18 protein-coding genes are annotated in these 18,634 nt (G+C 63.1%); 4 read left to right on the forward strand and 14 right to left on the reverse strand.

Annotated elements, in window-relative coordinates; all coding sequences use genetic code 11:
- Positions 1-216: 216 nt before the first annotated feature.
- The gene (gene asd / locus ISG32_RS03395) at positions 217-1,347 is read right to left on the reverse strand and encodes an aspartate-semialdehyde dehydrogenase (RefSeq protein WP_194769580.1); all 1,131 of its coding nucleotides are present in this window, start codon (positions 1,345-1,347) and stop codon (positions 217-219) included.
- Positions 1,348-1,734: 387 nt separating this feature from the next.
- Between asd and ISG32_RS03400 the strand changes: the two genes are divergently transcribed.
- On the forward strand, positions 1,735-2,070 hold the full coding sequence (locus ISG32_RS03400; protein ID WP_194769581.1) for a YegP family protein: 336 nt from the start codon (positions 1,735-1,737) through the stop codon (positions 2,068-2,070).
- Positions 2,071-2,187: 117 nt separating this feature from the next.
- Here ISG32_RS03400 and ISG32_RS03405 read toward each other — a convergent pair whose 3' ends face one another.
- Positions 2,188-3,027, reverse strand: coding sequence for an IclR family transcriptional regulator (locus ISG32_RS03405; RefSeq protein WP_194769582.1), 840 nt, complete (start codon positions 3,025-3,027; stop codon positions 2,188-2,190).
- A 161-nt stretch (positions 3,028-3,188) separates the two neighbouring features.
- Here ISG32_RS03405 and ISG32_RS03410 point away from each other — a divergent pair, with 161 nt between their 5' ends.
- From ISG32_RS03410 to ISG32_RS03420, 3 genes are read left to right on the forward strand one after another with little or no spacing between them, the layout of a single operon-like run.
- Positions 3,189-4,847, forward strand: coding sequence for an MFS transporter (locus ISG32_RS03410; RefSeq protein ID WP_194769583.1), 1,659 nt, complete (start codon positions 3,189-3,191; stop codon positions 4,845-4,847).
- 26 nt (positions 4,848-4,873) lie between these two features.
- The gene (locus ISG32_RS03415) at positions 4,874-5,827 is read left to right on the forward strand and encodes a carbon-nitrogen hydrolase family protein (RefSeq protein WP_194769584.1); all 954 of its coding nucleotides are present in this window, start codon (positions 4,874-4,876) and stop codon (positions 5,825-5,827) included.
- A 3-nt stretch (positions 5,828-5,830) separates the two neighbouring features.
- On the forward strand, positions 5,831-6,472 hold the full coding sequence (locus ISG32_RS03420) for a flavin reductase family protein (RefSeq protein ID WP_194769585.1): 642 nt from the start codon (positions 5,831-5,833) through the stop codon (positions 6,470-6,472).
- Between the two features lie 108 nt (positions 6,473-6,580).
- Here the strand turns inward: ISG32_RS03420 and leuB are convergent, their stop codons facing one another.
- The 12 genes from leuB to ISG32_RS03480 all read right to left on the reverse strand — a co-directional run bounded on the left by leuB (position 6,581) and on the right by ISG32_RS03480 (position 18,555).
- Complete coding sequence (leuB, locus tag ISG32_RS03425; protein WP_194769586.1) at positions 6,581-7,651, reverse strand: 3-isopropylmalate dehydrogenase; 1,071 nt, start codon at positions 7,649-7,651, stop codon at positions 6,581-6,583.
- A 67-nt stretch (positions 7,652-7,718) separates the two neighbouring features.
- Complete coding sequence (leuD, locus tag ISG32_RS03430; protein ID WP_194769587.1) at positions 7,719-8,375, reverse strand: 3-isopropylmalate dehydratase small subunit; 657 nt, start codon at positions 8,373-8,375, stop codon at positions 7,719-7,721.
- A 61-nt stretch (positions 8,376-8,436) separates the two neighbouring features.
- On the reverse strand, positions 8,437-8,565 hold the full coding sequence (locus ISG32_RS03435; RefSeq protein ID WP_166300018.1) for an entericidin A/B family lipoprotein: 129 nt from the start codon (positions 8,563-8,565) through the stop codon (positions 8,437-8,439).
- 39 nt (positions 8,566-8,604) lie between these two features.
- Positions 8,605-10,026, reverse strand: a complete 1,422-nt coding sequence (leuC, locus tag ISG32_RS03440) for a 3-isopropylmalate dehydratase large subunit (protein ID WP_194769588.1) — start codon at positions 10,024-10,026, stop codon at positions 8,605-8,607.
- A 70-nt stretch (positions 10,027-10,096) separates the two neighbouring features.
- Positions 10,097-11,044 carry a LysR family transcriptional regulator gene (locus ISG32_RS03445; RefSeq protein ID WP_194769589.1) on the reverse strand — a complete coding sequence of 316 codons (948 nt, stop codon included), beginning with the start codon at positions 11,042-11,044 and terminating at the stop codon, positions 10,097-10,099.
- A gap of 337 nt (positions 11,045-11,381) precedes the next feature.
- Positions 11,382-12,866 carry a 4-hydroxy-3-polyprenylbenzoate decarboxylase gene (gene ubiD, locus ISG32_RS03450; RefSeq protein ID WP_194769590.1) on the reverse strand — a complete coding sequence of 495 codons (1,485 nt, stop codon included), beginning with the start codon at positions 12,864-12,866 and terminating at the stop codon, positions 11,382-11,384.
- Positions 12,863-13,459 carry a UbiX family flavin prenyltransferase gene (locus ISG32_RS03455; RefSeq protein WP_194769591.1) on the reverse strand — a complete coding sequence of 199 codons (597 nt, stop codon included), beginning with the start codon at positions 13,457-13,459 and terminating at the stop codon, positions 12,863-12,865. Before ISG32_RS03455 ends, ubiD begins: the two co-directional genes overlap by 4 nt.
- Positions 13,460-13,466: 7 nt before the next feature.
- Entirely contained in the window at positions 13,467-13,874 is a 408-nt protein-coding gene (locus ISG32_RS03460) for a putative zinc-binding protein (protein ID WP_194769592.1), read from the reverse strand.
- Positions 13,864-14,355 (reverse strand): ubiquinone anaerobic biosynthesis accessory factor UbiT, encoded by a 492-nt coding sequence (ubiT, locus tag ISG32_RS03465; protein ID WP_194769593.1) that lies wholly within the window; start codon positions 14,353-14,355, stop codon positions 13,864-13,866. The genes ISG32_RS03460 and ubiT overlap by 11 nt, the downstream gene beginning before the upstream one ends.
- 18 nt (positions 14,356-14,373) lie before the next feature.
- Complete coding sequence (locus ISG32_RS03470; protein ID WP_194769594.1) at positions 14,374-15,270, reverse strand: U32 family peptidase; 897 nt, start codon at positions 15,268-15,270, stop codon at positions 14,374-14,376.
- A 58-nt stretch (positions 15,271-15,328) separates the two neighbouring features.
- Positions 15,329-16,369, reverse strand: coding sequence for a ubiquinone anaerobic biosynthesis protein UbiU (gene ubiU / locus ISG32_RS03475; protein WP_194769734.1), 1,041 nt, complete (start codon positions 16,367-16,369; stop codon positions 15,329-15,331).
- A 185-nt stretch (positions 16,370-16,554) separates the two neighbouring features.
- Positions 16,555-18,555 (reverse strand): OPT family oligopeptide transporter, encoded by a 2,001-nt coding sequence (locus ISG32_RS03480; protein WP_194769595.1) that lies wholly within the window; start codon positions 18,553-18,555, stop codon positions 16,555-16,557.
- Between the last annotated feature and the right edge of the window lie 79 nt (positions 18,556-18,634).

An 18,634-nucleotide genomic window follows, 5' to 3' on the forward strand; every position in this document is an offset into this window, starting at 1 on the left:
CCTCCCGCCGATCTCCAAATGCAGACCTTCGGGAGGTGATTGTCATCAAGACTCAAGAGCGTGTTTGCGATCTCCACACGGTTTTTGCAGGCGCGGTCTCGGGCGGTCTGCTGCGTTGCAAATCCTCGCAATGGCCGAGCCATTGCTGCGGTTTGCGCCTTGCAGCCCATCCCGATCCGCATCCTGCAAACCTCGCGCTGAGATCGTAAATACGCTCTACGCATCAAGCAGGATGCGCAGCATGCGGCGCAGCGGCTCTGCGGCGCCCCACAGCAGCTGGTCACCGATGGTGAACGCGCCGACGTATTCGGGGCCCATGGCGAGTTTGCGGACGCGGCCCACGGGGATGGTCATCGTGCCGGTCACGGCCACGGGAGTCAGGTCCTTGATGGTGGCTTCCTTGTTGTTGGGAACCACCTTCACCCACTCGTTGTCGGCGGCGATCATGGCCTCGATGTCGGCCACGGGCACATCCTTCTTGAGCTTGAAGGTCAGTGCCTGGCTGTGGCAGCGCATTGCGCCCACGCGCACGCAGAAGCCATCGACCGGGATCGCTGGCGTGCCGAAGCCGTCGCCCAGACCCATGATCTTGTTGGTCTCGGCCATGCCCTTCCATTCTTCCTTGGACATGCCGTTGCCCAGATCCTTGTCAATCCAGGGAATCAGGCTGCCGCCCAGGGGCACCAGGAAGTTGGCGGTTTCATCGGTAGAGAGGGCGCGTTGCTTTGCCACCACCATGCGGTCGATTTCGAGGATCGCGCTCTTGGGGTCGTCGAGCAGGGCCTTCACTTCGGCGTTCAGCGTGCCGTACTGCGTGAGCAGTTCGCGCATGTGCTGGGCGCCACCGCCGGACGCGGCCTGGTAGGTCTGCGTGCTCATCCACTCGACCAGACCGGCCTTGTAGAGTGCGCCCACGCCCATCAGCATGCAGGAGACGGTGCAGTTGCCGCCCACCCAGTTGTTACCGCCCTTGGCGAGCGCATTCTTGATCACGGGCATGTTCACCGGATCCAGAATGATGACCGCGTCGTCCTTCATGCGCAGCGTGGAGGCGGCATCGATCCAGTGGCCGTTCCAGCCTGCAGCACGCAGCTTGGGGAAGACTTCAGTGGTGTAGTCGCCGCCCTGGGCGGTGATGATGATCTCGCAGCGCTTGAGGGCGTCGATGTCGTACGCGTCCTGCAGCGTGGTTTCGTTCTTGGCCATCGCCGGGGCCTTGCCGCCTGCGTTGGATGTGGAGAAGAACAGGGGCTCGATCAGATCGAAGTCCTTTTCCTGTTGCATGCGGTCCATGAGAACCGAGCCGACCATGCCGCGCCAGCCGACCAAACCTACCAACTTGCTCATTTTCAACGCCCTTTTCAAAGTAAAACAGTGACCCCGACCGGGACTGCTCGCCTGGCTCGTCAGGCCAGAAAGGGCGCACGACGAACCAGGCTGGGTCAGCCCTTAATCGTCGTGATTTTGGTGATGATGGTTGCGCGCGCAGCCAAACCAGCCAGGTTGGCGGGAGCGGTGTTCAGGGCGAACGGGCGAGCGGCAAACATAGCCGCACATTGTAGCGGAGATGCCGGTTTCATGGTGTTTTTGTGGAACAACATTTTTTGCAATTGAACCGGTAGTTCAGCATATGCTGTTGTGGCGATTGTGTGGACTACAACCGTTTCTCACAGTCCGACCATGTGTTTCGAATCCTTTTCTCCTTTTTCACTCACTCATTTCCGGAGGTGATCCATGGCAGGTTGGTTTGAACTCAGCAAGAGCAGCGACGGGCAGTTCCGCTTTGTTCTCAAGGCGGGCAACGCGGAGACCATTCTCACGAGCGAGCTCTACAAGACCAAGGCATCGGCCGAGAACGGCATCGCGTCCGTGCAGGCCAATGCGGGGCTCGAGGAGCGCTACGAGCGCAAGGAAAGCACGAACGGCAAGTCGTACTTCAACCTGAAGGCAGCCAACCACCAGGTCATCGGCAGCAGCCAGATGTACGGCACGGCGAAGTCCCGCGACGATGGCATCGCGTCGGTGAAGACCAATGGCTCAAGCAAGACGGTGAAGGATCAGACCGTATAGGCGGATCTGATGAGGGAAGGGGCGTATGAATTTGACTTTCGATACGCCCTGGTTCTCGCGGCGCACAACATGCAGGCGTTTGCCGGGGAGGCTGCGCATTGTTGAGCGACGACTGGCCTATACCGGAGCCACCCATCCCGCTGTTTCGGAAATGGAGCGCGCTTTTTCCGAAAGAACGCGGGCCGTTGGGGAGTTCAGATCGTCATCGAAGGAGCCCACTGGCCCCATCAGCGTGATCGCTGCCTTCATTTCTCCCAGCATGTCAAAAATGGGCGCCGACATCGAGATGAAATTCGGAAGCAAAGCGTCTTTGCAGCGGCTGATGTGATGATCAAGCACGTCCTTGCGCATCATTTCGACATCTTTTTCCGAGTACTTCCGCTGACCATCGGGTCGCAGGACGCTGGCCATTTCCTGCTCCAGCAATTCACGGGTGTTGGCGGGTGGGAGGTGTGCCAGAAAGTTGCGTCCCAAGGCGGACGACAGTAGCGGCAACACGCTACCCACGCGCAATTCGAGCAGTGGTCGGCTGCGGGTGCCTTCAACCCGGTAGACGATCGTCGGCCCCTTGTTGCCCCAGACACCCAGAAACACCGTCTGCCCAGTGGACGCAGCCAGCTCTGCCATGGCGGGGCGCGCCGTGGTGAAGACGTCGAATTGTTCCAGTGCGGCCAAACCCAGACGCAGGGCATAGGGACCGAGCCCATAAAAACCCGTGTCCGGCTGCTGCATGACGAGCCCGACGTTCTGAAAGCTCACCATGTAGTAGTGCACGTTGGGCACGGTGAGTTGGCACGTTTCCGCAAGCTCTTTCAGTGGCAGGGGCCTGCCGCTTTGGCGGATGGTGTCCAGGATGCGAAAGCCTACTTCGATGGATTGAATCCCTCTTCGCGACGATGCGGGCTTTGCAGGCGTTTGTGGGGTTTCGTTGTCAGTGCTGCCTGCGCGTCTAGCCATGTTGTGCTCTGTTTGCCATCTTTCATTGAGTGTAGCAGCGCCACTTTTTGCTTCGGCAGGATCGAATGGGTTGCGGGTAATCCCTAGTGTCAAGTTGTATCAAGTTAATTTGATAATAGTTAATCGGTACAGCAATATCAATTTTTAAAGGTCAAAGTCACATGGCAGCTGCAATAGCGCAACAGCAAACAGACCACGCTCCTACGCTCAGCCGCAAGGAAGAGCGGCAGGTGGTGGTGGCATCTACGCTGGGTACCCTTTTTGAGTGGTACGACTTCTTCATTTACGGCTCGCTGGCCGTGTTCATGAGTCAGGTGCTGTTCCCGCAGGACAACCCGACGGTGTCGCTGCTTGCTGCGCTGGGTGCGCTGGCCGTGGGGTTCATCATTCGCCCGTTGGGCGCCATCATGTTCGGGTATCTGGGCGACAAGCTAGGGCGCAAGTACACCTTTCTCGTCACTGTGGTGATGATGGGCGGCGCTACGGTGCTGATAGGCTGCCTGCCCACGTATGAGTCGGTGGGCCACCTGTCGTGGATCCTGCTGCTGACGTTGCGTGTGATTCAAGGCCTGGCGGTTGGCGGTGAGTACGGCGGCGCAGTCATCTACGTGGCCGAACACTGCGAGCCCAAGCGACGCGGTTTGTTGACCGGCTGGATCCAGATCACCTCTTCGGCGGGCCTGATCCTGTCTCTCATCGTGATTCTTTGCACGCAAGCCGCCATGAGCGCGGAAGACTTCCGTCAATGGGGCTGGCGTCTGCCGTTCATCCTCTCGATCGTGATGCTGGCGATTTCGGTCTATGTGCGTGCCAAGCTGCATGAGTCGCCTGTTTTCACGCGCATGAAGCAACAGAATCGCCTGTCCAAGAACCCTGTGAAGGAAACGTTTGGTCAGTGGTCGAGTTTGAAGCTGGTCATCCTGGCTCTTGTCGGTGTGACCGCAGGGCAGGGTGCCACGTATTTCACGGGCCAGTTCTATGTGATGATCTTTTTGCAGCAGGCGGTGCAGCTGGATCAGACAACGGTCTACACGCTGTTGGCGATCGGTTTCATCATCGGCGCTCCCACTTTTGTGCTGTTCGCCTGGCTTTCCGACAAGATCGGACGCAAGTGGATCATGATGGCCGGTCTGTTCGTTGCAGCCCTTGGTTACCACTCGATGTTCGGTGCCTTGCTCAAGGCAGGCAACCCAGAATTGGCTCAGGTCATGCAGAGCACACCTGTGCGGATCCACGCGGACACATCCAACGGAGCATGTGACTTCGGCCTTCAGGCGGCTTTGGTGGGCGCGCATCCTGACCACAAGAAATTGTGCGTACAAGCGAAGAAGCTGCTGGTATCCAAGGGCATCAACTTTGAATACGCGGCTCCGATTGCAGGCCAAGAGATCGCCATGACGGTTGGAGACGCAACGGTGAATGGCTTCGATGCGAAGGCCTACTCACGGGCGCTGACCGAGGCGGGCTATCCACAGAAGGCGGACCCCGCTCGAGTTGACCGTGTGAGCATCGTGCTGATCCTGATTTTGATGACCGCTGTCGTCGCCATGGTGTATGGCCCGGTGGCCGCTTATCTGGTGGAACTCTTTCCGGCACGCATTCGCTACACAGCGCTGTCCTTCCCGTATCACATCGGTGCAGGCATCTTTGGCGGCATCGTTCCATTCACAGCCACGTATCTGGCGCAGGCCAGCGGCAACATTTTTGGTGGATTGATGTATCCGGTGATCGTGACTGCAGTGGTGGGCGTGATCGGCTCTCTGTTCCTGCCGAACACCAAAGCCAGCGCGATTGACGAAGAAGACGGCCTCGTCCGTTGATTGTTGAATTCAAGGAGAACCAGGATATGAACAAGCCATTCAAAGTAGCCGTAGTTCAGGCCGCATCGATTCCCGATGACAGCATGGCGACAGCCAACAAGGCGGTTGCCCTGATCAAGGAGGCTGCCGCCCAAGGTGCCAAGATCATGGTGTTCCCCGAGGCCTACCTTGGGGGCTATCCCAAAGGCAACTCGTTTGGTGCGCCCATCGGTATGCGCAAGCCTGAAGGACGTGACGCATTCGCGGCCTATCACCGCCAGGCCATTCGGCTGGATGGCGAGGAGGTCGCGCTGATCGCTCAAGCTGCGATGGACACCAACACGGTGGTGGTCGTGGGATGCATCGAAGCGGATGGCGGCACGCTGTATTGCACCGTGCTGTATTTCAATGGCCGTGAAGGCTATGTCGGCAAGCACCGCAAGCTCATGCCGACGGCTGGCGAACGCTTGATCTGGGGCTTTGGTGATGGCTCGACCATGCCGGTCATTGATACCGAGTTCGGTCGCGTCGGTGCCGTGATCTGCTGGGAAAACTACATGCCCATGCTGCGCATGTACATGTACAGCCAAGGCGTTGCGATTTACTGCGCACCCACCGCAGATGACCGTGACACCTGGGTTCCGTCGATGCGTCACATCGCGTTGGAAGGGCGCTGCTATGTGCTGACTTCGTGTCAGCATCTGCGGCGCAATGCCTATCCTGACGACTTCGAATGCGCGTTGGGGGATGATCCTGACACGGTGCTGATGCGTGGCGGCAGCGCCATCATCGGCCCGCTTGGAGAAGTGCTGGCAGGCCCGGACTTCTCTGGGGAAACCATTCTGTATGCCGACATCGACTCGAATGAAGTCCTGCGCGGCAAGTTCGATTTCGATGCCTCCGGGCACTATGCCCGTCCCGATATTTTTCAATTGCATGTGGACACCCGTCCCAAGCAGGCGGTGGTGCCCAACGCACAGACCCCGTCTCCGGAGAACTGATTCATGTATTTCGATTTCTCTGCGTTGCCAGCGCAGACTCAGTACAACCTGTTGACTGCCACCGTCACCCCGCGTCCGATTGCGTGGGTGACGACGCGGTCAGCGGATGGGGTGGTGAATGCGGCCCCGTACAGCTTTTTCAATGTGATGGGACATCAGCCGCCGACGGTCGCTCTGGGCATGATGCGGCATGCGCGAGGTTCGCTCAAGGATACGGCGGCGAACATTCTGGAGAACGGCGAGTTTGTGGTGAATCTGGTTCCGGAGAGTCTGGTCACGCAGATGAACCAGACCTGTGCGGATTACCCTTCTGCGGTGAACGAGTTGGAGCAGGCGGGCCTCAAGTCATTGCCTGCGCGCCATGTGCGTCCGCCGCTTATTCAGGGATGCCCTGTTTCGCTGGAGTGCGTGAGCATTGCGTCGGTGATCACGGGTCCTCATCAGACGGTGGTGATTGGGCGTGTTCTCGCGGCACATATCGATGACGCGGTCGTGCTCGACCCCTCTCAGGGATTTGTCGATGCTCCCAAGCTCGGTCTGATCAGTCGCATGCATGGTGGCGGCTGGTATGCGCGCAGCACGGATCTCTTCCAGCTGGCAAGACCGCTGGACGCAGCGCTCAAACCCGAAATGACTACCGAGTAATGCAACGGCGGCCACCCGGCTGATCCGAGATGAAAAAAAGGCTGCTCATGATGAGCAGCCTTTTTCTTTTGTCGCGGTGAGTGCTGACTGGATTTATCGATCAGCCGATCAGCCCAGCGCCTTGACCACGGCGTCGCCCATTTCGCGGGTGCTGACCTTGGTGGTGCCTTCGCTGAAGATGTCCGGCGTGCGCAGGCCTTGCGCGAGCACCTTTTTCACGGCGGTTTCGATGCGGTTGGCGGCTTCTTCCTGGTTCAGCGAGAAGCGCAGCATCATCGCGGCAGACAGGATGGTGGCGAGCGGGTTGGCAACGCCCTTGCCGGCGATGTCGGGCGCGCTGCCGTGGCTGGGTTCGTACAGGCCTTGCTTCTTGTCGTTCAGGCTGGCCGATGGCAGCATGCCGATGGAGCCGGTCAGCATCGAGGCTTCATCAGACAGGATGTCGCCGAACATGTTGCCGGTGACGATCACGTCGAACGACTTGGGCGCCTTCACCAGTTGCATGGCGGCGTTGTCGACGTACATGTGCTGCAGTTCGACGTCTGGATAGTCCTTGTGCACTTCGGTGACCACGTCCTTCCAGAACTGGAAGGTTTCGAGCACGTTGGCCTTGTCCACGCTGGTGACCTTCTTGTTGCGCTTGCGGGCGGCTTCGAAGGCGACGCGGGCGATGCGCTCGATTTCGGGCTTGGAGTAGCGCATGGTGTCGAAGGCTTCTTCCGCGCCGGGGAAGTGGCCGTCAACGGCCGTGCGCTTGCCGCGCGGCTGGCCGAAGTAGATGTCGCCGGTCAGCTCGCGGATGATGAGGATGTCGAGGCCAGCGACCAGCTCGGGCTTCAGGCTCGATGCGTTCACCAGTTGCTCGTAGCAGATGGCGGGGCGGAAATTGGCGAACAGTCCGAGTGCCTTGCGCAGACCCAGAATGGCTTGCTCGGGGCGCAGCGGACGGTCGAGCTTGTCGTACTTCCAGTCGCCCACGGCGCCGAACAGGATGGCGTCGGACTCCTTGGCGAGCTTGAGCGTGGATTCGGGCAGCGGATGGCCGTGCGCGTCGAACGCCGCGCCGCCGACCAGTGCCGATTCCATCTCGAGGTTCAGGTCGAGCGCGTCGAGCACCTTCACTGCTTCAGCGACGATTTCGGTTCCGATGCCGTCTCCGGGCAAAACTGCGATTTTCATGATTGATGGTTCAAGTTGGTTGTTCTGTTTTCTTCCCTCTTCCGAACGTGGAGGAGGGTGAGATAAATCACGCCGAAGCGGGCATCGTGTGCGCGAGCCATGGCTTGGAGGCCAGGCGCGCCGCTTCAAAGGTCTTGATCTTGTCGGCGTGGCGCAGGGTCAGGCCGATGTCGTCGAAGCCGTTGAGCAGGCAGTACTTGCGGAAGGGAATCACGTCGAACGGTGTCTCTTCGCCCTGGCCGCGCACGATGACCTGGCGGTCCAGATCGATGGTGAGCTCATAGCCGGGGAAGGCCTGCACTTCGGTGAACAGCTGGTCGATCACGGACTCGGGCAGCACGATGGGCAGCAGACCGTTCTTGAAGCAGTTGTTGAAGAAGATGTCGGCAAAGCTGGGCGCGAGGATGGCGCGGAAGCCGTACTGGTCGAGCGCCCACGGGGCGTGCTCGCGGCTCGATCCGCAGCCGAAGTTCCTGCGGGCGATGAGAATCGATGCGCCCTTGTAGCGGGGCTGGTTGAGCACGAAGTCGGGGTTGGGCTTGCGCTGGGATTCGGGCACGCCGGGCTCGCCGTGGTCGAGGTAGCGCCACTCGTCGAACAGGTTCACGCCGAAGCCGGTCTTCTTGATCGACTTGAGAAACTGCTTGGGGATGATGGCGTCGGTGTCGACGTTCTCGCGGTCCATGGGAGCCACGAGGCCCTTGTGCACGGTGAATTTTTGCATCTGAACGGTCCTGAAAATCTGGCGACGCGCCAGCCTGTCCGGCGCGTCGCTTGGCTTGGCCTTACTTGTCGGCTGCGCGCTCGAGCGCGCCGCCGGCACGCTGAACATCCTGACCCACGCCCTTGACGGTGTTGCAACCGGCGAGGACGAAAGTGCTGATCAGGGCGATGGCAATGGCGAACTTGGTCATGTGAAATTTCTCCAGAAAATGGGTTGAGACTTCATATCATCACGCAAATTTGCGGACATCGACAAAATGTCCGTGGATCGCTGCTGCGGCGGCCATCGCGGGGCTCACGAGGTGGGTGCGGCCACCCGCGCCCTGACGGCCTTCGAAGTTGCGGTTGCTGGTGGAGGCGCAGCGCTCGCCGGGCTCGAGGCGGTCGGCGTTCATCGCCAGGCACATCGAGCAGCCCGGTTCGCGCCACTCGAAGCCGGCGGCCTTGAAGATCTGGTCCAGACCTTCGCGCTCCGCCTGTTCCTTCACGAGTCCGGAGCCGGGAACGACCATCGCGAGCTTGATGTTCTTGGCGACCTTCTGGCCGAGCTTCTTGACCACGGCGGCGGCTTCGCGCATGTCCTCGATGCGGCTGTTGGTGCAGGAGCCGATGAACACCTTGTCCACGAACACGTCGTTCAGCGGCTTGCCGGGTTCGAGGTTCATGTAGGTCAGCGCGCGCTCGATGGCGCCGCGCTTGCTCGGGTCCTTTTCCTTGTCGGGATCGGGCACGATGGCGTCCACGCCAAGCACCATCTCGGGCGAGGTGCCCCAGGTGACCTGCGGCACGATCTCGCGTGCGTCGAGCTCGACCACGTGGTCGAACTTGGCGTCGGCGTCGGAGTGCAGCGACTTCCAGTAGGCCACGGCCTGATCCCACTCCACGCCGGTGGGCGAGAGCGGCAGACCCTTCACGTAGGCGATCGTCTTGTCGTCCACGGCCACCATGCCGGCGCGCGCACCGGCTTCGATCGCCATGTTGCAGACCGTCATGCGGCCTTCCATCGACAGGTCACGGATCGCTTCGCCCGCGAATTCAATGGTGTAGCCCGTGCCACCTGCCGTGCCGATCTTGCCGATGATGGCCAGCACGATGTCCTTGCCTGTGATGCCCGGTGCGGCGTGGCCATTGACCTTCACCAGCATGTTCTTGGCCTTCTTGGCGAGCAGCGTCTGCGTGGCCATCACGTGCTCGACTTCCGAGGTGCCGATGCCGTGCGCCAGCGCGCCGAACGCGCCGTGCGTGGAGGTGTGGCTGTCGCCGCAGACCACGGTCATGCCGGGCAGGGTGGCGCCGTTCTCGGGGCCAATCACGTGCACGATGCCCTGACGCTTGGACATGAACGGGAAGAACGCGGCCGCGCCGACCGAGGCGATGTTCTTGTCGAGCGTGGTGATCTGCTCTTTGCTGATCGGATCGGTGATGCCGTCATAGCCCTGATCCCAGTTGGTGGTGGGCGTGTTGTGGTCGGCGGTGGCGACGATGGAGCTCACGCGCCAGACCTTGCGGCCGGCCTCGCGCAGGCCTTCGAACGCCTGCGGGCTGGTCACCTCGTGCACCAGATGGCGGTCGATGTAGAGGACTGCGGTGCCGTCCTCTTCGGTGTGGACCACGTGTTCATCGAAGACTTTGTCGTAGAGAGTGCGTCCCATGATGTGCTCGTTTCTTTCGTAGGGTTCTGAAGGTGGGGATTCGAATGCTTTTTGGTGGCGGCGAGTGGTCTCAGGCGACCAGCTGCCGGGGTTCCGTCGCCAATGGCCGCGTCAGGTGCTCGACCAATAGTCGCGCGGTGACCGGCAGGGCGTTGAAATCGCGGGCCACGACGCGCAGTTCGCGCTCGGCCCAAGGCTCGTTGAGCGCGATCGCCGCGAGGTGGCCCATGCCGTGCATCAGCGCGAAGGCGCGGTCGGGAATCAGGCCGATGCCGAGACCGTTGTCGATCATGCGGCACATGGCGTCGAGGCTGGTGACCTGCATGCGCTGACGCAGCGGCTTGGCGGTCTGGCCTGCGGCCTGGCGCATCGCAAGGCTGATGCTGCTGCCCGCCTGCAGGCCGACGATGTCCCACTCCATGGCTTCGGTGAACGTGATGGACTCGCGCTTGGCGAGCACGTGCGACTGCGGCATGACGACCACCAGCCGGTCGTTGCGATAGGCGCGGCTCTGCAGGCCTTCCGGATCCTCGGACGAGCCGGTGTGGCAGACGCCGAGATCGGTCGCGCCGTCGCGCACTGCGTTCATCACTTCCTGGCTCAGGTGCTCCTGCAGATCGATCTTGACCTGCGTGTGCTCGCTCGCGAAGGCGCCGAGGTCCTCGGGCAGAAACTGCACGATCGCCGAGATGTTGGCGTGCATGCGCACATGGCCGCGCACGCCGTCGGCATATTCGGAGAGCTCGCCCTGCATGCGCTCGAGGCCGAACAGCACGGTGCGCGCATGGTGCAGCAGGCTTTCGCCCGCGGGCGTGAGCGTCACGCCGCGGCTGTGGCGATAGAGCAGGGCCGTGTCGACGGCGGTCTCCAGATCGGACAGCCGCTTGCTCACCGCTGACGCCGCGATGAACTCACGCTCCGCCGCACGGCCGATGCTGCCCAGCTCGCAGACTGCGACGAACAGCTGCAGAGAGGTCAGATCGATGCGGCGCGCAAAGCTGCGCTCGGAGCTTTTCATGGCGTGGGTGTTGTAATCGTGAAAACAGAATGCAAACGCCATTTTATGGCGAATTTCTGAATTGGACATCGCGATTCACGATGGATTGCAGCCCCAAAGGTGATGGGCGTCCGCTGAATTGGCGATGGCTTGGGAGCCTCTGCACGCGTCGATCCCATTCGTGCAGAGGTTCCCTAAGATCGTGTTTACGATCTCATCGCGAGGCTTGCAGGATGCGGATCGGGATGGGCTGCAAGGCGCAAACCGCAGCAATAGCTCGTGCTATTGCGAGGATTTGCAACGCGGCAGACCGCCTGAGGCCGCGCCTGCAAGACCGTGTGGAGATCGTAAACACGCTCTAAAGACCGATTGCGTCCGCCAGGGCGTTCATGCGCGTGGAGACGTCTGCCGCCATCGTGATGGGCGTGCCCCACTCGCGGGAGGTCTCGCCCGGCCATTTGTGGGTGGCGTCCAGGCCCATCTTGCTGCCCAGACCGGCAACCGGCGAGGCGAAGTCGAGGTAGTCGATGGGCGTGTGCTCGATCGTCATCGTGTCGCGCGCCGGGTCCATGCGGGTGGTGATCGCCCAGATGACCTCCCTCCAGTCGCGCACGTCGATGTCGTCGTCCACCACCACGATGAACTTGGTGTAGAGGAACTGGCGCAGGTGGCTCCAGATGCCCATCATCACGCGGCGGGCGTGGCCGGCGTAGGCCTTGCGGATGCTGACCACGGCCATGCGGTAGCTGCAGCCTTCGGGCGGCAGATGGAAGTCCGTGATCTCGGGAAACGCACGCTGCAGCAGCGGCACGAAGAGTTCGTTGAGCACCTGACCAAGCACTGCCGGTTCGTCGGGCGGTTTGCCGGTGTAGGTGCTGTGGTAGATCGCGTGCTCGCGGCGCGTGATGCGCTCGACGGTGAACACGGGAAACTCCGCGCGTTCGTTGTAGTAGCCGGTATGGTCGCCGTATGGCCCCTCCATGGCGTGCCGCCAGCCGCTGGCGTGCGCGGGGTCGGGGTGGATGTGGCCTTCCAGAATGATCTCGGCAGTCGCGGGCACGTCGAGCGGGACGGTCTGCGCGGCCACGACCTCGGTGCGCGAGCCGCGCAGCAGGCCGGCGAACTGGTATTCGGACAGGCTGTCGGGCACGGGCGTGACCGCGCCGAGCAGCGTGGCCGGATCGGCCCCGATGGCCACCGCCACCGGGTAGGGCGTGCCGGGGTGCTGTCGGCAGTGGTCCGCGAAATCGAGCGCGCCGCCGCGGTGCGAGAGCCAGCGCATGATGAGCTGGTTTTTCGACAGCAGTTGCTGGCGGTAGATACCCAGGTTCTGGCGCGACTTGCGCGGGCCGCGCGTGATCGTCAGCCCCCAGGTGACGAGCGGGGCGACGTCGCCGGGCCAGCAGTGCTGGATCGGCAGCTGCGTGAGGTCGACGTCCGGGCCTTCGATGCTGATCTGCTGGCAGGGGGCGCGGCTCACGCGTGCGGGCGTCATGTTCCAGAGGCTCTTGAGCAGGCTGCGCTGCCGCCAGAGTTCCTTGGCGCCACGCGGCGGCTCGGGCTCCTTGAGCGACGCGAGGGTCTCGCCGAGCTGGCGCACACCGGGCAGATCGCTCACGCCCAGGGCGCGCATCACGCGCTGCGGCGTGCCGAACAGGTTGGCGAGCACCGGCATGCTGTGGCCTTGGGGGCGCTCAAACAGCAGGGCGGGCCCGCCCGCGCGCAGCACGCGTTCGGAAAGCGCCGTCATTTCGAGATAGGGCGAGACGCTTTGCTCAATGCGCCTGAGCTCGTGGTCCGCTTCCAGCTGGTTCAGGAAATCTCTCAGGTCGAGGTAGCTCATGGTGCGGGAATGTCGGCGTCAAAATGAGCAAGCCCTGGCCAGGCGGTGGTGAGGGCGTGTTCCAGACCCAGCAGGTCGAGCACGCGCGCCACGCTGTGTCGAACGATGTCATCGACGGTCTGCGGGCGCTGATAGAACGCGGGAACGGGCGGGCAGATGATGCCGCCCATTTCCGTCACGGTCGTCATGTTGCGCAGGTGCACGAGGTGCAAAGGCGTCTCGCGCGCCATCAGGATCAGGCGGCGGCGTTCCTTGAGCATCACGTCGGCCGTGCGCGTCAACAGGTTGTCGGCCAGACCGTGCGCGATGGCCGCGAGCGAGCGCATTGAGCATGGCGCGATCACCATGCCGTGCGCGGCGAACGAGCCGCTGGCGATGCTCGCGCCGATGTCGTCGTTGTCGTGCACCACGTCGGCGAGGCGCTGCACGTCAGCGGGCGTCATGTCGAGTTCGTGGCGCAGCGTGCGCCAGCCCGCGTTGGAGACCACCAGATGGCTCTGCACGCCAGGAATGTCGGCGAGTGCCTGCAGCAGCCGCACGCCGTATGCCGCGCCGCTGGCGCCGGAGATGCCGATCACGATGCGTTGTGGCATAGGCGGCTCACGCGTTGGATTCGAGGCATACAAGCGGCTGTGCGCGCAGATCCGCCTCGATGTGCGCGAGCACCTGCCGGGTCTGTTCGGGATCGAAGTCCTGATGCGCGCGTTTTTTCACGCCATGCTCGTGCAGCTGGTAATGGCGGGTCGCCTGAATGCCGTGCTGCGCGAGGCAGTTGGCGGTGCAGTTGAGCGGGCAACCGTCGAGCGCGATGATGGGACGCCCCGACAGGGCCAGCCGCACGAGCTTGGGCACGTGACCGCCGACGCCCGCGATGCAGGACATTTCCGCCGTGCCGCGCCTGTCCAGCTGCAGCGCGACATGGTTGGCGAGCTGTGCGGCGCTGGAACAGCCGGAGCAGGAATAGACCAGGGGCAACGTCGCGACCGGCTGCATTTCTTCACTCGCCATGTTGTCGCTTCCCCGCAGACCAGCGCGCGAGCACGGCGCGCGGCGTCCAGTGCATGGGATCGAGCACCGGCAGCTCCAGCGCGTCAAGCGCGTTTTTCACGACGAGGCCCAGCTCGGTGTCTCCCTGCATGACGAGTCTGCGGCTGAAGAACAGCGTGTCGGGGTCCTGCTTGCGCTGTGCGAGCTGCACGAAATCCCAGGCCGATGCGCTCACGACCAGATCGGGGTCCGGCTTCGGCGCGCTCGCGGTGAAACGCTCGCCGTCGCAGACGAAGTCGAATGCGACGCGTGCGTCGGTCACGCGGATCGAGAGCTGGCGCCCCTTGAGCAGGGCCTTCACGTCGTCCGGCAACTGCCTGGCCAGCATGAAGTTGATGGCGGTGACCAGCAGCAGCGAGCCGGGATAGGCGGGCAGGCGAGAGAGCAGCGAGCCGAGCGGCGCGGGCACGGCAAGCGGGGAGGAGGAGGCGGTGATGTTCATGTCGCGGAGCTTCAAAAATTACGGAGTCGGCGTCTGCAGGTCCATGCCCGGTCTGGCGTGCCAGTAGCCGTTGCAGGCGCTGTCGTGCATGGCAGTTGCGAGAAGCTCGCTCGCGGCATCGGATGCGTGAACATCGTTGCGCGCGATGTCGAAGGCCTCGATGACGTGCTCCATGTTCCGCGACTGCGGACTCAGGCGCAGCACTTCGATGCCCAGCGTGCTGAGTTCGGGCACCTCGGCGATCAGGTTGTGGATGCGCGCCGATTGCGTCTGCGTGCCGTTGAGCACGAGAAAATGCTGCGATTCGCGTGTGGTCAGCAGCTGGCCGTCCGGGTGCTCCAGGCACGCAAAGCCGCAGTCGTCCTTGGGCCGGTTGCAGTGTCTTGCCGTGAAGCAGCGCGCGGAATGCGCGAGCGGCATGCGGCCGTAGGCGAACACCTCGGTCTGCAGCGGCGCGGCCACTCGGGCGAGCATGGAGACGAGTTCATCGCTTGGCATCTCGAGCGGCATGACCCAGCGGAACGCGCCGAGCTGGAGCATCCAGTTGAGCGAGTCGGCGTTGTAGAGATTGAGGTGGGGGCCGGCGACGAAGGGCTGCGAACTGGCGAGCGCGCTCACCGCACCCATGTCGTTGGCCTCGACCAGAAACTCTCCGTTGGCGACGAGCTTGTGCATCTGGCCGACCTCGGCGGTGGACTCGAGCAGCACCTGCGTGCTGAACACCACTTCCTTGCCCTTGTCGCGCAGCAGGTAGCCGATGTCGAGCCAGTCCTTGAGGCGCAGTTCATGCCGCCTGGAACACACGGTCTCGCCGAGGTAGACGATGTCCACGGCGGTTCTGGCCATGGATTGATAGAACGCGAACACGTCTTCGCGGGACCAGTAGTAGAGCAGGGGGCCGAGTGAGAGCTGCATGGTGCGTCGTCCTTCGTGCGTGGCGGGTGAGGGGCTGCGTCGGATGGAGGGCGGTGCTTCACTTCCAGGGCCGGTGGTAGGCGCCCAGCGTGTGCTGCTGGCCTTCGGCGAGCTGGTCGAGCACAGTCATCCAGATGGTCTTGGGCGAGTAGCGGTGGCCTTGATCGACGCAATGGTCGATGGCATCGCGCCACACCTGCGTGACCTGCTCGACATAGGCGGGGCTGCGCTGGCGACCCTCGATCTTGAAGGCGCGCACGCCCAGCTTCACGAGCTGGGGCAGCAGCTCCAGCGTGTTGAGGCTGGTGGGCTCTTCGAGCGCGTAGTAGTTGCTCTCGTCACCCACGTTGAAGCGGCCCTTGCAGAGCGTCGGGTAGCCTGCCTTCTCGCCGGGATCGTAGCGGTCGATCAGCACGCCGTTCAGGCGCGATTCCATGCCCTGGGGCGTGTCCTGCCAGCGCACGAACTTGGCGGGCGAGCACACGCCATGGGTGTTGGGCGACTCGCCGGTCGCATAGGACGAGAGCAGGCAGCGCCCTTCGACCATCACGCACAGGCTGCCGAACGCGAACACCTCGATTTCCACCGAGGTGCGCTCGATCACCTGCCTGACCTGCTCCATCGACAGCACGCGCGGCAGCACAGCGCGCTGGATGTTGAACTGCTTCTGATAGAAGTTGATCGCGGCATGGTTGGTCGCGGAGCCCTGCACCGAGAGGTGCAGCCGCAGGTCCGGATGGCGGTTGCAGGCGTAGCGCATGAGGCCGGGGTCGGCGAGGATGACGGCGTCCACGCCCCACAGCGCGGCGCGGTCGAGCGCGGCGTGCCATGGCTCGGGAGCGCTGGCGCGTGGATAGGTATTGAGCGCGAGCAGCACCTTGCAGCCGCGCGCGTGGGCGTAGGCGATGCCCTTGAGAATGGCGGGTTCGTCGAAATTGAGCCCCGCGAAATTGCGCGCGTTCGTGGCGTCGCGCAAACCAAGGTAGACGCAGTTGGCCCCCGCGTCCACGGCCGCTTTGAGGGCCGGAAGACTGCCCGCCGGGCAGACCAGCTCGGGGGCGGGGCGATGGGCGCCAATGAGCGCGTCGTTGGCCGAAATGGGTGCGCCTTGATGGGGCGTCGCTTCAGTATGTGGGGTAGACACCGTGAGGACCTCACTATGTAGGAGGTGCACACATTAGGCGGCGTCGCAAAACCACAATCTGATTTTTATCATTACTTGAGCATGAACTGCTGGCCCTTGCCGCTTCTGTGGCGTTCGAGGGGGCAAGGGCTTGCCTGACATCAACGCGTCACGACGCGCCGGTAGAAGATGGCCGTGAGCGCAATGAAGTAGATCAGGCCCAGCCAAGGCGCTGCTCCGAAGCCGTCGCCGACCAGCGCGAGCGGGGCGTTCTGGCCGCTGAAGCCGATCACGGCGGCAATCGCAAGTCCCATCAGACTCTCTCCGACGATGAGCCCCGATGCGAGCAGCAGGCCGCGCTCTTCGGCTGAGGCGATCCATGCCGCGCCCTTGCGTTCGCCAAACTTCTTGAGCGCTTTCTGAATGCAGAAGGCGAGCAACGCGCCGATGGTCAGCGTCACGCCGATGGTGGGCGGCAGGTAGATGCCGAGCCCCACGGCCAGCGGCGGCAGCGCGCCACGGCCGGATTTGCGCAGCAGCCAGTCGAGCGCGATGACGACGAGGCCGAGCACCACGCCGGTGCCGAGCATGGACCAGTCCAGCGAGCCGGTGAAGATGCCGCTCGAAATCTGCTTCATGAGATTGGCCTGCGGTGCCTCGAGCGCGAGCTTGGGGTCCATGTCCGCGCGTGGCAGCGCTCCCGCGAAGCCGTAGGCGTTGTAGAGCAGGTCCAGCACCGGCGGAATGACCAGCGCGCCCACGAGGCAGCCGATGATCAGCACCACCTGCTGGCGCCACGGAGTCGCTCCGACGATGTAGCCGGTCTTCAGGTCCTGCAGGTTGTCGTTGGAGATGGCCGCCATGGCCAGGATCACCGACACCATGAACAGCACGAGCACCACGCCCAGATCGCCGCTGAGACCTTCATGAAACGACGGCACCAGCGTGCTCAGGGCCAGCAGCGTGAGCCCCATCAGCACCGTGGCGATGATGCCGATTCCGGAGATGGGGCTGGCCGAGGAACCGACGAGGCCGGCCATGTAGCCGCAGGCCGCCGCCACGAGAAAACCGAAGAGCGCGGCGAACATGACGCAGAGCGCGGCGAGGCCGTAGCGTGATCCGACCGACAGCGCCGTCATGTGCGCGCCGATGAAGTGATTGACCACGAGGAACAGCACTGCGAGAGCGGCGAGGCCGATCATCAGCATCCAGCTGCGGGGCATGTCGACGTCGGTCTCGTCGCGTTTGCCGGAGCTTGCCGTTTGCGTGCGAGCCGGTTGGGCGCGGATGGCCGCGACGATGGGGCCGGCGAGCGTGATCAGCGCCCAGAGCGCGGCGATGGCGATCACGCCCGCACCGACGAACTTGGCTTTCTGCGACCAGACCTGGGAGGCCAGCGCGACGAGCGTCTGCCCGTCGGTGGGCGTGATTCCCGCCGTGAGCCACGGCACGATCACGAACCAGCAGAGCACCACGCCAAGCAGCACGGCCATGCCTGCGGCCATTCCCATCAGATAGCCTGCGGCAAGCAGCGCCGGAGAGAATCCCGCAGCGACGCGAAATACGGTGGAGCCCGCGGGAATCCAGAAATTCACCGCGTCGCCGAGCAGGCGGAAGCCGCCGCTGAACAGTCCGAACACGGCCGCCATGCCCGTGCCCCAGCCCAGTTCGCGCATCGCGCCCGAGCGCTGGGCGGAGTCGGCCGTCTCGGCGTGCCGCTGTGCGTCGCCCACGCGCAGCACCTCGGCTGCCGCGACGCCTTCGGGGTAGGGCAGAGCGGACTGCACCACCATCACGCGGCGCAGCGGAATCGTGTAGAGCACGCCCAGCGTGCCGCCCGCCGCGCAGATCAGCGCGGTCTGCCAGAACGGAAAGCCGGTCCACAGGCCCATCATCACGAGTCCGGGAATCACGAAGATCACGGCCGACAGCGTGCCTGCGGCCGAGGCCTGGGTCTGCACGAGGTTGTTCTCGAGGATGTTGGAATCCTTGAACTTGTAGAGCAGGGCCATGGAGATGACCGCCGCTGGAATCGCCGACGCGAAGGTCAGGCCGACCTTGAGGCCCAGATAGACATTGGCGGCGGTGAACGCGAGCGTGATGAGCGCGCCAAGCAGTACGCCGCGCAGAGTGAACTCGCGCTGGGGCACGGGATGTTGCATGTGTTTTTCCTGTTGTTGTTCTCAAGAATCCGGAGCTGCTCGAACCATACGGCAAGCCAGCGGGCGTGGATGTCGGACG

Source organism: Diaphorobacter caeni, from assembly GCF_015354245.1.
Classification (GTDB): domain Bacteria; phylum Pseudomonadota; class Gammaproteobacteria; order Burkholderiales; family Burkholderiaceae_C; genus Diaphorobacter_A; species Diaphorobacter_A caeni.

Coding starts and splice junctions, on each gene's coding strand:
- asd (WP_194769580.1), bottom strand. CDS start 1,347: ATGAGCAAGTTGGTAGGTTTGGTCGGCTGGCGCGGCATGGTCGGCTCG.
- ISG32_RS03445 (WP_194769589.1), bottom strand. CDS start 11,044: ATGAAAAGCTCCGAGCGCAGCTTTGCGCGCCGCATCGATCTGACCTCT.
- ubiT (WP_194769593.1), bottom strand. CDS start 14,355: ATGAACATCACCGCCTCCTCCTCCCCGCTTGCCGTGCCCGCGCCGCTC.
- ISG32_RS03480 (WP_194769595.1), bottom strand. CDS start 18,555: ATGCAACATCCCGTGCCCCAGCGCGAGTTCACTCTGCGCGGCGTACTG.
- ISG32_RS03405 (WP_194769582.1), bottom strand. CDS start 3,027: ATGGCTAGACGCGCAGGCAGCACTGACAACGAAACCCCACAAACGCCT.
- leuC (WP_194769588.1), bottom strand. CDS start 10,026: ATGGGACGCACTCTCTACGACAAAGTCTTCGATGAACACGTGGTCCAC.
- leuB (WP_194769586.1), bottom strand. CDS start 7,651: ATGAAAATCGCAGTTTTGCCCGGAGACGGCATCGGAACCGAAATCGTC.
- ISG32_RS03420 (WP_194769585.1), top strand. CDS start 5,831: ATGTATTTCGATTTCTCTGCGTTGCCAGCGCAGACTCAGTACAACCTG.
- ISG32_RS03410 (WP_194769583.1), top strand. CDS start 3,189: ATGGCAGCTGCAATAGCGCAACAGCAAACAGACCACGCTCCTACGCTC.
- ISG32_RS03460 (WP_194769592.1), bottom strand. CDS start 13,874: ATGGCGAGTGAAGAAATGCAGCCGGTCGCGACGTTGCCCCTGGTCTAT.
- ISG32_RS03435 (WP_166300018.1), bottom strand. CDS start 8,565: ATGACCAAGTTCGCCATTGCCATCGCCCTGATCAGCACTTTCGTCCTC.
- ISG32_RS03400 (WP_194769581.1), top strand. CDS start 1,735: ATGGCAGGTTGGTTTGAACTCAGCAAGAGCAGCGACGGGCAGTTCCGC.
- ISG32_RS03470 (WP_194769594.1), bottom strand. CDS start 15,270: ATGCAGCTCTCACTCGGCCCCCTGCTCTACTACTGGTCCCGCGAAGAC.
- ISG32_RS03415 (WP_194769584.1), top strand. CDS start 4,874: ATGAACAAGCCATTCAAAGTAGCCGTAGTTCAGGCCGCATCGATTCCC.
- leuD (WP_194769587.1), bottom strand. CDS start 8,375: ATGCAAAAATTCACCGTGCACAAGGGCCTCGTGGCTCCCATGGACCGC.
- ubiD (WP_194769590.1), bottom strand. CDS start 12,866: ATGAGCTACCTCGACCTGAGAGATTTCCTGAACCAGCTGGAAGCGGAC.
- ISG32_RS03455 (WP_194769591.1), bottom strand. CDS start 13,459: ATGCCACAACGCATCGTGATCGGCATCTCCGGCGCCAGCGGCGCGGCA.